The sequence below is a fragment of the Cryobacterium sp. M25 genome (genome assembly GCF_002929635.1).
In the GTDB taxonomy this organism is placed as follows: domain Bacteria; phylum Actinomycetota; class Actinomycetes; order Actinomycetales; family Microbacteriaceae; genus Cryobacterium; species Cryobacterium sandaracinum.
Genome location: NZ_PJJU01000015.1, coordinates 1 through 9,679, shown reverse-complemented (window position 1 = coordinate 9,679; position 9,679 = coordinate 1). Strand labels below are relative to the sequence as shown.

Here is a 9,679-nt window from a genome sequence, read left to right as displayed (position 1 = left end):
TGCTCAGCCTCGGCGGCCACAAACCCGCACTCCCCGGCCGGGATTAACCCACGGTTACGACAGGAGAGCCGAGATTTTGCCCGAATCGCACCCAATCAGGCCGAAAATGCGCTTTCAGAGCAGAATCTCCGTCGAATTGGTTCGACGCCGAACAGCGAGGTGGCGCTCAGCGGCGGGAGAGCCAGCCCCCGGCCGCGGCGTTCGGCGCCCGGTTCAGGGCGAACCGCGGCGGAGCGGCTGCGGTGCCCGTGGTCAGGTCGGCGAGGATTCGCCCGACCGTCGGCGTGAACTTGAAGCCGTGGCCGCTAAAGCCGGCCCCCACGATCACGGGGCCCACCCGGTCGAGCACGAAGTCCTCGTCGGCCGTGGTCGTGTAGGTGCAACTGACCGGGTCGAGCGTGTCGGGGTCGGCGCCGGGCAGCCATTCGCGCACATAGCGCGCCAGGGCAGCCAGCTGAACGGGCTCGGGCTGGAAGCTGCGCGCATCCGGGTCGGTGCTGGGACCCACGCCGTGCCAGCCGGCCTTGATCCCCTGGCCGGGCGTGTACATGCCGTAGACCGGCGAGTACCAGTATCCGTAGCGCGGGTCGGACCAGGCGGGCGCATGGTTGAAGCCGGGCCACTCGGTCTCGGCGTGTGCGACGGCGGCCGGGGAGGCGTCGCGCAAGGCGAAGTGCGCCGGCTGCTCCTGCGTCACCGTGAGGCGCGGCATCGGGATCACCCCGGCCAGCAGGGCGCTGGTCCACGCGCCGACCGTGACGACGGCCCGGCGGGCGATGATCGTGCCGGCCTCGTGGGTCACCCGCACCCGGTCGTCGCCCTGCACCTCCAGGCGCTGCACGCGGATGCCGTGCCGCACGTCGGCCCCGGCGGTCTGCAAGGCGGCCTGCAGGGCGGTCACCGCGGCATCCGCGTTCACCCGGCCGGCGTCGGGGGCGAACAGCACCCGACCGTCGAAGCGGATGCCCGGCCAGCGTTCGGCTGCGGCCTCCGGGGCGAGGAACTCGGCGCCCAGGCCCACCCGGGCCAGCATTGCCGCCACTCGGTCGAACGACGGATTCGCCCCGTGATTGACGACGCCGACCTGACGCAGGAGTGTGCTCTGCGTCTCGGCTTCCAGCTCGCGCCAGAGCGACAGCGCCTCGGCAAGCGTCGCCACGTAGGTAGGTTCGGCGTAGGCGGTGTTGAAATTGCGGGAGGCGCCGTGCGAGGCGCCGTTGAGGTGCCCGGGCATGAACCGCTCCAGCACGGTGACCGGCCGGCCCCGACGCGCCAGCTGCCAGGCCGTCGCCGACCCCATTGCCCCGCCGCCGATGACGACCGTCTCCACGCGCTCTTCCATGCCCTTATCCTGCCCGACCGGGCAGCACTGGCGCGCACGGGTTCTGCCGGGTCGGGCGCCACCCGTTTCGTACTGTTACGCGTCCACCCTGAGCCGCCCGCCGATCATCGCTAACGTAAGGCCATGGCAGATCGCGAGTACGGTTTCACGACCCGGGCAATCCACGCAGGTAACATCCCCGACGCCGTCACCGGCGCTCGGGCCCTGCCGATCTACCAGACCAGCGCGTTCGTTTTCGATGACACCGAGGATGCCGCCGCCCGCTTCGCCCTGCAGAAGTACGGCAACGTCTACTCGCGCCTGTCGAACCCGACCGTGGCGGCCTTCGAGGAGCGCGTGGCCAGCCTCGAGGGCGGGCTCGGCGCCGTCGCCACCGCCAGCGGCCTCTCCGCGCAGTACATCACCTTCGCCAGCCTCGCGGGCTCGGGCGACCACATCGTCTCCAGCGCGAACCTCTATGGCGGCTCGATCACCCAGCTCGACGTGACGCTGCGGCGCTTCGGCATCGAGACGACGTTCGTGCGCAGCGCGAACTCGGCCGACTACGCCGCCGCGATCACCGAGAAGACCAAGTTGATCTTCGCCGAGACCGTGGCCAACCCGTCCGGGGAGGTCGCCGACATCGAGGGGCTCGCCGCCGTCGCCCACGCGGCCGGGATCCCCCTGGTGATCGACTCGACCATCGCCACGCCCTACCTGACCCGGCCGATCGAGTGGGGCGCCGACATCGTGATCCACTCCGCCACCAAGTTCCTCGGTGGTCACGGCACCACGCTCGGCGGCGTCGTCGTCGAGAGCGGACGCTTCGACTGGCACAGTGACAAATTCCCGCTGTTCAGCGAACCGGTGCCCAGCTACGGCGGCCTCGAGTGGGCCGGCAACTTCGGCGAGTACGCCTTCCTCACCCGGCTGCGGGCCGAGCAGCTGCGCGACATCGGCCCGGCCCTCTCCCCGCACTCCGCGTTTCTGCTCGCCCAGGGCGTCGAGACGCTGCCGTTCCGCATGCAGGCGCACGTGGACAACGCGCGCGCGGTGGCCGAGTGGCTCGACGCCGATCCCCGGATCGAGTACGTCAACTGGGCCGGGCTGCCGGCCCACCCGCACTACGACCGCGGCCTCAAATACCTGCCGAAGGGCCCCGGATCGGTCTTCAGCTTCGGCGTCACGGGCGGCCGCGACGCCGGGCGCACCTTCATCGAATCGGTCGACCTGGCCAGCCACCTCGCCAACATCGGCGACGCCAAGACCCTGGTCATCCACCCGGCCTCCACCACCCATGCGCAGCTGAACGAGACCCAGCTCGTCGACGCCGGCGTGTTACCCGGCCTGGTCCGCATCAGCGTGGGCATCGAAGACGTCGAGGACATCATCTACGACCTCGACCAGGCCCTTGGCCGGATTGCGGGGACCAAATGAGCGAGCACCACGTGAACATCGACGCCACCCCCGACGCCACCCCCGACAGCGACGCCGCAACGGTCACGGATGCCGCCGCGCACGACACCGTGCACCTCGCCAATGGGCTCAGCTGCTCGGTTCCCACCGGTTCCCCCCTCGCGAAGCTGCTGAAATCCCAGCGCACCTGGGTGGGTCCCGACGCCAAGGCCCGGCTGAAGATCCTGCGGGCGGCGAAGTCCATCGCCATCGTCGGCGCGTCGCCGAATCCGGCCCGCTCCAGTTATTTCGTGGGTACCTACCTGCAGCAGTCGAGCGACTACCGGGTCTACTTCGTCAACCCGAACGCGAAGACCATCCTCGGCGAGACGGCGTACCCCAGCCTCGCGTCGCTGCCCGAGGTACCCGATATCGTCGACGTGTTCCGTCGCGCCAGCGACATCCCGGCCGTGATCGACGAGGTGCTCGCAATCGGGGCGCCCACCGTCTGGGTGCAGCTGGGCATTTGGAACCAGGAGGCCGCCGAATACGGCGAATCGAAGGGACTCACCGTGGTGATGGACCGCTGCATCAAGATCGAGCACGCCCGGTTCCACGGCGGGCTGCACCTCCTCGGGTTCGACACCGGCCAGATCACGGCGCGCAAAACCATCCGCTGATCCGTCCCCGGGGCGCAACCCCGGCACGGTTACGATGGTCGGATGACTGCGTATGTGTCGGCACTCGACCTCTTCTCCATCGGCATCGGCCCCTCCAGCTCCCACACGGTGGGCCCGATGCGGGCGGCGCTCACCTTCGCCGACCACCTACGCGATGCCGGTCTGCTCGCCGACGTGGCCCGAATCGGCTGCTCGCTCTACGGCTCGCTCGGCTCGACCGGACTCGGCCACGGCACGCCCGACGCAGTCCTGGCCGGCCTCTCCGGGCTCCGCCCCGAGACCTGCGACCCGGATGACGTGCGCTTCGCCTGGTCCGGCCTGGCCGACGACGCCGTGCTGATGCTCGGCGGCAGCCATGCCATCCCCGTGCGAAAGGATGACGTGGCCTTCGAGGCGCGCACCCGGCTGCCCGGCCACCCCAACGCGCTGACCCTCACGGCCTGGGGACACGACGCCGTCCCCCTGCTCGAGGAGACCTGGTACTCGATCGGCGGCGGCTTCATCCGGCGCGACGGCGACCCGATCGGCCCAAGCAGGGCCGTGCCACAGCCGCGGCAGTACTCCTCCAGCGCCGAACTCCTCGCCCTCTGCGACCTCTACGCCGTCGCAATCTGCGACATCGCCCGCGCCAACGAGGAGACGATCCACGGGGCCGAGGCGCTCGACGTCGGCCTCGACGCGATTTGGAACGCCATGAGCGACTGCGTGGAGTCAGGGCTCGAGGCCACCGGCACCCTCCCCGGCGGCCTTCAGGTCAAGCGCCGCGCGGCGGCCGTGCGCATGCAGCTAGAGGAATATGACCGGCTGCCGTTGCGTGAACGCGATACCTCGACCGAATGGCTGCATGCATTCGCCCTCGCCGTCAACGAGGAGAACGCCTCCGGCGGCCGCGTGGTCACCGCCCCCACCAACGGCGCGGCCGGCATCATCCCCGCGGTCGGCCACTACTACCTGCGCTTCGTGCCCGGGGCGGATGCCGCGGGAATCCGTCGCTATCTGCTCACCGCCGTCGCCATCGGTTCGCTCGTAAAGGCCAACGCCTCCATCTCCGGGGCGGAGGGCGGCTGCCAGGCCGAGGTCGGCTCCGCTTGCGCCATGGCGTCCGGCGCACTCTGCGCCGTTCTCGGCGGCACGCCGCGGCAGGTGGAGAACGCGGCCGAGATCGCGATGGAGCACCACCTGGGCCTCACCTGCGACCCCGTCGGCGGGCTCGTGCAGGTGCCGTGCATCGAGCGCAACGCCATCGCCGCGTCGACCGCCGTGTCGGCGGCCCGGCTGGCCCTGCACGGCGACGGCACGCACCTCGTCTCCCTCGACGCCGTGATCGAAACCATGCGCCAGACCGGCCTGGACATGTCGACCAAGTACAAGGAGACCAGTGAGGGTGGCCTCGCCGTCAACGTGATCGAGTGCTGACATCGCCACTTGCGCCCTAAACTGGACGCATCCGCTCGGGGGCACGAACGGAACTTTCTTCGAGGGGGACATCCGATGAATTCTGCGCGGCCGACAACCACACGTGTCCGGGCGCGGGTCGCTCTGGCCGCCATGCTGCTGCTCCCGCTCGGCCTCGCCGGGTGCGCCGGCGCCCCGGCTCCGGTGGTCACCGCGACGGTTACCCTCACGCCGACGCCCACTGCGACTCCCACGCCCACCCCCACGCCGACCCCCGAGCCCGATGCCCCGGTTGTGCCGAATCCGACTATCACGCCCAACGCCGAGGCCGTGCCCGTGGAGCCGCTGCCCGAGGGCCCGGCCGTCGACCTTGGCGCCAGTACGGGGGCCACCGGCGCCCCGGTCACCGATGGTACGGGCGCCCCGACCAGCTACTCCGTGTTGGAGGGCGACGACTTCTTCGCCATCGCGCAGCGGTTCGACCTACCGGTGCAGCAGCTGTTGCGCATGAATCCGTCGGTGTCGGGTCTCGGTGAGAATATCTACATCCGGGATGTGATCAACCTCGACTGGACCACCACCGGGTAGCGCGCTCAGGGGTACATTCCCAGCTTCTCGATAAGGCTCCGGTAGCCGGCTCGTCAAGGTGGTGACACGCCTCGAACGTCGGGGCGGCACGGCAGTGGGGTTCCCACGATTCTCCGGGCCGAGACCGACGCGGAAGCGGACGCTCCGGATGGCACCGCCATCCACGCGGGAGAGCATTCTCGCGGGACGGTCGGGGCGGCCCTGCAACAACTCCGTTGCGAACGAATTCGGCGGAGATTGTGGCCGGATCGCACCCGGTCACGCCGAAAACGCACTTTTACAGCAGGATCTCCGTCGAATTGGTTCGACACCGGGTACGGCCCTCCCTAAGCGATGGACAGCGTCCACGCGGTAGAGTCGGCCCCGTCCTTCCGGGTGCGCCGCAACGGCGGGGCCGGGACGCACGTGCCTTAGTGCGTCAGCAGGTTGATGCGCTCGATCAGGGTGATCGTGCGCAGCGACTCCCGCGGGTCGACCGGGATCGGAGCCCCACGCAGGATCGCGTCGGCCAGACCGGTGTAGAACGCCGCATAGTTGCCGCGCTCGGTCGGCACCCGGGTCAGCGCGCCGTCCCGTCCGAGTACGCCCCAGGCGGACTCCGGGTCGACGCCGAAACCCGGGTCGGTCGGTCGGGCACCCGCCTCGAGGGCGGTCTCCTGGCCGTCGAGGCCCCACTTGGTGTAGCCCGCCTCGGAGCCGAGGACGTGGAAGCGCGGGCCGACCTGGGCGGCGATCCCGTTCATCCACAGGTGCGAGCGCACCCCCGACCCGTGGTGCAGCGCCACGAAGGTGTCGTCGTCGGCGACCCCACCCGGGCGTCGAATGAGGGTCTCCGCGTAGACGTCGTCGACCGGGCCGAACAGTTGCAGGGCCTGGTCGATCAGGTGGGCGCCGAGGTCGAAGAGCACCCCGCCGCCCTGTTGGATGGTCGCGCCGACCTTCCACGATTTGGTCTGCTCCGGCTTCCACCATTCGAACCGGGACTCGAACCGGCGCACATCGCCCAGCGCCCCCGCTGCGATTACGCCGCGCAGGGTGAGGAAGTCGCCGTCCCAGCGCCGGTTCTGGAACACGGTGAGCGGCAGGCCGAGGCTCACGGCCTTCTCGATCAGGCCGCGGCCTTCCCGGGTTGTCACCGCGAAGGGCTTGTCGACGACCACGGCGAGCCCGGCGTCGAGGGCGGCGTGGGCGAGTTCGACGTGCGTGCCCGACGGTGAGCCGATCACGACCAGGTCCAGGTCGTCCGCGGCGGCGAACAGGTCCTCGGCGGTCGACATCAGGCGCACCCCCGGGTGACGCTCACCGGCCTGCTCGCGCCGCACGGGGTCGCGGGTGACGATCAGGTCGAGCGAGAACTCGGGGTTCGCGCCGAGGAGCGGGCTGTGGAACACGCGTCCGGACGTGCCGAACCCGATCAGTCCGGTGCGGATTGGGGCGACGGATGCTGGCGACTGCGTCATGCTCCCACGGTACTCCCGGTGCGGCTTCCTCCCGGCCCGCTACAGCCGGTCGACGCCGGTGACGCGCAGGACGGCGGCGCCCAGCTCGTCGGAGTCGGCCAGGTCGACGGTGGCACTGATGCCCCAGTCGTGGTCCCCCGCCGGGTCGTCGAATATCTGCCGCACGGTCCAGACGGATGCGCCCTCGTCGAAGATGATCAGGTCTGCGCTGCGCGCATTCGCCCCGGTCAGCAGCTCGTCGTGCTCGGCGAAGTAGCCGTCCATGGCATCGACCCAGGCATCCGTGTGGAAACCGTGTTCCCGGTCAAGCTCGCCCAGGGCGTCATAGTTCTCGAGCGCGGCCAGCTGCACCCGGCGGAAGAGCTCGTTGCGCACCAGGATGCGGAACGCGCGCGCATTGGTGGTCAGGCGGCGGGGCGCGGGCGGCAGCACCGACTGCGCAGCATCCGAGTGCACGGCGAGGTCCGGGTGGATGAGTTCCTCCCACTCGTCGAGCAGGCTCGAGTCGACCTGGCGCACCAGCTCGCCCAGCCACTCGATCAGGTCGAGCAGGTCTTCCGTCTTGGCGTCGTCGGGGATGGTTTGTCGGGCGGCCCGGTACGCATCCGAGAGATAGCGGAGAACGACGCCCTCGCTGCGGGCGAGCTTGTAGAAGGCCACGAACTCACCGAAGGACATGGCCCGCTCGTACATGTCCCGCACGACCGTCTTCGGGCTGAGCTCGAAGTCGGCGATCCACGGCTGGGATTCCTTGTAGGTGGTGAAGGTGACGTGCAGCAACTCCTCGAGCGGCTTCGGCCAGGTGATCTCCTCGAGCAGCGCCATCCGCTCGTCGTATTCGATGCCCTCGCGTTTCATGGCGTTCACGGCCTCGCCGCGGGCCGCGAACTGCTGGCCCATCAGCACCGGGCGCGGGTTGTCGAGGGTGGCCTCGACGATGGAGATCATGTCGAGGGCGTAGTGGCCGCTGCCGGGGCCGGCCACATCGGGGTCGGCGTCGAGCAGGTCGAACGCGGCGAGCGCGAACGGCGACAGTGGCTGGTTGAGGGCGAAGTTGGGCTGCAGGTCGACGGTGAGACGGATGTCCCCGGCCGCGCTTTGCTCCACGATCCCTGCCGCGCGCAGGGTCTTGTAGATCCCGAGGGCACGCCGGGCGTGCGCGAGCTGGCGATTCCAGGGTTCGTGGTTGTCGAAGATCAGGTCGTGGACGTGGGTGAACGCGTCACCGCCGCGCCCGATGACATTGATCAGCATCGCCGCGGTCATCTGCATGCTCGAGTGCATCGTTTCCGGCTCGGCCGCCACGAGCCGCTGGAACGAGGGCTCACCCCAGGACACGAAACCCTCGGGCGCCTTCTTGCGGATGATCTTGCGCTTCTTCTTGGGGTCGTCGCCGGCCTTCTCGATGGCCTTGAGGTTGTCGGTTTCGTGGTCGGGCGCCTGGATGACGACGGTGCCGGCCGTGTCGTAGCCGGCCCGGCCCGCGCGGCCCGCGATCTGGTGGAATTCGCGGGCGTTGAGCTGGCGCATCTTGACGCCGTCGTACTTGGTGAGTGCGGTGAAGAGCACGGTGCGGATCGGCACGTTGATGCCCACGCCGAGGGTATCGGTGCCGCAGATGACGCGGAGCAGGCCGCGCTGGGCGAGCTGCTCCACCAGGCGGCGGTACTTGGGCAGCATGCCGGCGTGGTGCACGCCAATGCCCATCCGGATCAGCCGGGACAGGGTCTTGCCGAAGCTCGTGGTGAAGCGGAACTCGCCGATCAGCTCCGCGATCGCCTCCTTCTGTTCCTTGGTGGCGACCTTGACGCTGCTGAGGGCCTGAGCCCGTTCGAGCGCGGCCGCCTGGGCGAAGTGCACGATGTAGATCGGAGCCTGCCCGGTTTTCAGTAGCTCCTCCACCGTTTCGTGCACGGGCGTGGTCTGGTAGTAGTAGTGCAGCGGAACCGGGCGCTCCACGCCCGTGACGACCGCGGTGGTCCGACGGGTGCGGCGCGAGAGGTCGTTGGCGATGAACGTGACGTCGCCGAGGGTCGCCGACATGAGGATGAACTGCACCCCGGGCAGGAGCAGCAGCGGCACCTGCCAGGCCCAGCCGCGGTCGGGGTCGCCGTAGAAGTGGAACTCGTCCATCACGACCTGGTCCACAGGAGTGTCCTCACCGTTTCTCAGGGCGAGGTTGGCCAGGATCTCCGCCGTGCAGCAGATGATCGGGGCGTCGGAGTTGACCGAGGAATCCCCCGTCATCATGCCCACGTTCTCGGCGCCGAAGATCTCCACCAGCGCGAAGAACTTTTCGCTGACGAGGGCCTTGATCGGCGCCGTGTAGAAGGTGCGCTTGCCGGCCGAGAGCGCGGCGAAGTGCGCACCGACGGCGACCAGGGACTTACCGGTGCCGGTCGGGGTGCTGAGGATCAGGTTCGCCCCGGAGACGATCTCGATCAGGGCCTCTTCCTGCGCGGGATACAGGGACAGACCCTGCTCCCCCGCCCACGTTTCGAAGGCCTCGAACAGCACATCCGGATCGGTGACATGCGGGAGGGCGGTGAGAGTTGCCATGATCCTTCGATCCTGCCCTATTCCACTGGGCATCCGCTCCGCGCCCGGCGGCCGGGTCGGAACCGAGCATTGTCTCTCCTCCGGCTGAGCGTGAACACAGGGACGATATGCCCGATCAACGCGGCCGTCACGGGCCGTTGCGGAGGACTCACAGGCCGCAAATCTAAGCTGGCGACATGGCCAGCCGCGACGTTTCCTCGTCCTCACTTCCGACGCCGCCGACGCCTCCCGCGCCCGGGCCGCCGGCCCGATCGGCCTCGGCACGGCTCGGGCGGCCCGCG

Annotated in this window: 7 protein-coding genes; 4 read left to right on the top strand and 3 right to left on the bottom strand. The window is 69.4% G+C overall.

The window, feature by feature from the left end; translation table 11 throughout:
- Nucleotides 1-166 precede the first annotated feature (166 nt).
- Entirely contained in the window at nucleotides 167-1,342 is a 1,176-nt protein-coding gene (locus CXY81_RS00245) for an FAD-dependent oxidoreductase (protein WP_104193614.1), read from the bottom strand.
- A gap of 123 nt (nucleotides 1,343-1,465) precedes the next feature.
- Between CXY81_RS00245 and CXY81_RS00240 the strand changes: the two genes are divergently transcribed.
- The 4 genes from CXY81_RS00240 to CXY81_RS00225 all read left to right on the top strand — a co-directional run bounded on the left by CXY81_RS00240 (nucleotide 1,466) and on the right by CXY81_RS00225 (nucleotide 5,379).
- Entirely contained in the window at nucleotides 1,466-2,758 is a 1,293-nt protein-coding gene (locus CXY81_RS00240) for an O-acetylhomoserine aminocarboxypropyltransferase/cysteine synthase family protein (RefSeq protein ID WP_104193613.1), read from the top strand.
- A 146-nt stretch (nucleotides 2,759-2,904) separates the two neighbouring features.
- Nucleotides 2,905-3,396 (top strand): CoA-binding protein, encoded by a 492-nt coding sequence (locus CXY81_RS00235; protein ID WP_233193894.1) that lies wholly within the window; start codon nucleotides 2,905-2,907, stop codon nucleotides 3,394-3,396.
- Between the two features lie 42 nt (nucleotides 3,397-3,438).
- Nucleotides 3,439-4,812: an L-serine ammonia-lyase gene (locus tag CXY81_RS00230; protein WP_104193612.1), complete on the top strand. Its 1,374-nt coding sequence runs from the start codon at nucleotides 3,439-3,441 to the stop codon at nucleotides 4,810-4,812.
- 75 nt (nucleotides 4,813-4,887) lie between these two features.
- A complete protein-coding gene (locus CXY81_RS00225) occupies nucleotides 4,888-5,379 on the top strand; it encodes a LysM domain-containing protein (protein WP_104193611.1) in 492 nt (163 codons plus the stop codon).
- Nucleotides 5,380-5,789: 410 nt separating this feature from the next.
- Here the strand turns inward: CXY81_RS00225 and CXY81_RS00220 are convergent, their stop codons facing one another.
- Both CXY81_RS00220 and CXY81_RS00215 read right to left on the bottom strand, forming a co-directional pair.
- On the bottom strand, nucleotides 5,790-6,839 hold the full coding sequence (locus CXY81_RS00220) for a Gfo/Idh/MocA family oxidoreductase (protein ID WP_104169377.1): 1,050 nt from the start codon (nucleotides 6,837-6,839) through the stop codon (nucleotides 5,790-5,792).
- Nucleotides 6,840-6,878: 39 nt separating this feature from the next.
- Nucleotides 6,879-9,398 carry an RNA helicase gene (locus tag CXY81_RS00215; RefSeq protein ID WP_233193893.1) on the bottom strand — a complete coding sequence of 840 codons (2,520 nt, stop codon included), beginning with the start codon at nucleotides 9,396-9,398 and terminating at the stop codon, nucleotides 6,879-6,881.
- Nucleotides 9,399-9,679 lie beyond the last annotated feature (281 nt).

What these genes read in the sequence shown, in the direction of transcription:
- CXY81_RS00245 (WP_104193614.1), bottom strand. Translation starts at nt 1,342, where the DNA reads ATGGAAGAGCGCGTGGAGACGGTCGTCATCGGCGGCGGGGCAATGGGG.
- CXY81_RS00240 (WP_104193613.1), top strand. Translation starts at nt 1,466, where the DNA reads ATGGCAGATCGCGAGTACGGTTTCACGACCCGGGCAATCCACGCAGGT.
- CXY81_RS00230 (WP_104193612.1), top strand. Translation starts at nt 3,439, where the DNA reads ATGACTGCGTATGTGTCGGCACTCGACCTCTTCTCCATCGGCATCGGC.
- CXY81_RS00225 (WP_104193611.1), top strand. Translation starts at nt 4,888, where the DNA reads ATGAATTCTGCGCGGCCGACAACCACACGTGTCCGGGCGCGGGTCGCT.
- CXY81_RS00220 (WP_104169377.1), bottom strand. Translation starts at nt 6,839, where the DNA reads ATGACGCAGTCGCCAGCATCCGTCGCCCCAATCCGCACCGGACTGATC.
- CXY81_RS00215 (WP_233193893.1), bottom strand. Translation starts at nt 9,398, where the DNA reads ATGGCAACTCTCACCGCCCTCCCGCATGTCACCGATCCGGATGTGCTG.